Here is a 1,891-nt window from a genome sequence, read left to right on the forward strand (position 1 = left end):
ATTTCTTATGAAACTTTAATTTACCAAAGAAGCATTAAGTGATAAAATAGGTATGAGTTTAAATCGTAGACAATTTATGAATGATGGGGATTATATGAGCCAAGTTAAATCAATTACAACGCGATCGGGGATTCTCTTTTTAGGGAAAATCATCGATGCGTTTTTTATGTTTATGTTCAATTTTTTAGCGGCTAAATACATTGGTGCTGAAGGGTATGGCACTTATGTTTACATTAGTACCTTGGTGATGTTTTTAGCAATCGCCATAAAGCTTGGTATGGACCATGGTCTTACAGCTTTGATTCCAGGCATGAAAGATGTAAGAAAAGAAAAAGAGCTCGTCTCTTTTGCCATATATTTTCTATTGAGTTTAAGTGTGATTTTAGGTGTTCTTTTTTTTGTGAGTTCTGAATTTGTTTCAAAGACACTTCTAAACAATATTCAGCTCGAGTCTGCATTGAAACTGTTTTTACCCTTAATTTTTCCGATTGCATTTGTTCAGATGAGTGAGGGTATTTTTAGAACAGTAGGTGGGATAAAACATTTCTTTTTTAGTAAGAATATCATAATGCCACTTAGCTTGGTTTGCTTCTTTATGTTTAGAGTCATTATACTGGGTCAATCGACACTTGAAACTTTAATTTATTCTAACTACTTTGCATGGTCTCTGAACGTCATATATCTCGTTGGCATTTTAGTCCATAGGAAAATTCTTGTTTTGCTAAGTGTTCATAACAGAGACTTATATAAAAAACTATTGGTAATTTCAATACCCTTGATTCTCGTTGGTCTTATTGAGTTTCTCATGGGGAGAATTGATGCTTATATTATTGGTTACCAACTCACTGAGGCAGATGTAGGTATTTATAGTATTGTTGATAAATTAGCTTATATTGGAAACTTTATGTTTATAACAGGTGGTTCTATGATGGCACCTGTACTCGCAAGGTATTATTCTGAAAAAGATTTCACAAACCTAAAAGAGACTTATTTTGAAGTAAATAGATGGATATTGATTGTGAATACAGCGGTCTTTGGTGGTTTGATTTTACTTGGTCATGAGGTTTTAGCTCTTTTTGGACCAGAGTTTCTGATAGGTGATAATGTCTTATACGCATTGGCATTTGCTCAATTGATAAACGCCTTTTTTGGACCTTTGACTTTTTTAAATGCAATGGTAGGTCTTGAAAAAATAGAATGGCGAATAGGATTTTCAATGTTAGTGGCCAATACAGTTCTAGACATTGCTGTGGTTGATAGATATGGTATTGCAGGCATCGCTTATGTGAGTGTCTTGATTTATCTAATTGGTAACCTGATCAGAATGCTGTGGTTTAAGAGATCATTTGGCGTAAGTCTCATTGCACCAAGTGGTTTAAAAATCATCATGGCTGGTTTTCTGGCTTATATTCCGATGAAGTTACTATTAAGCTACAATCCCTTTACTGGATTTATTGGTACTTTTTTAGCATTTGGAACCGGATTTACAGTCTTATATTTATTCTTGATATGGTTCATCATTTTGGATCAAGATAGTAAAAATGCCCTATTTAAATTGTTAAATCGCAAATCGATTTAAAGAAATACCAAGGAGTAATTACATGATCGATATTTTAAAAACAATTTTAACAAATGAGTTTAAAGTCATGTTCACAGCAGCACTGCCTATCATTGAAATTAAGGGCGCTATTCCTCTAGGCCTGTCCCTTGGGATGAATCCTTGGCATGCTCTGATGATCAGCTTAATTGGCAGTATTATACCGGTACCCTTTATTCTGTTTGGGATAAGACCCATCTTTAACTGGCTAAAAAAGGCATCCTTTTTTCGAAAAATTACTGACCATATTGAGTATAAGACCCTGAACAGGAGTCACCGGATTCAAAAATATGG

Annotated in this window: 2 protein-coding genes; both read left to right on the forward strand. The window is 34.2% G+C overall.

Annotated features, from left to right (window positions below; translation table 11 throughout):
* The first annotated feature begins 94 nt into the window (after nucleotides 1–94).
* A complete protein-coding gene (locus AC220I_RS21890; RefSeq protein ID WP_486725992.1) occupies nucleotides 95–1,579 on the forward strand; it encodes an oligosaccharide flippase family protein in 1,485 nt (494 codons plus the stop codon).
* Between the two features lie 22 nt (nucleotides 1,580–1,601).
* On the forward strand, nucleotides 1,602–1,891 hold a 290-nt coding region (locus tag AC220I_RS21895), incomplete at its 3' end, for a COG2426 family protein (RefSeq protein WP_486725993.1).

The sequence above is a fragment of the Fusibacter sp. genome, assembly GCF_057447755.1.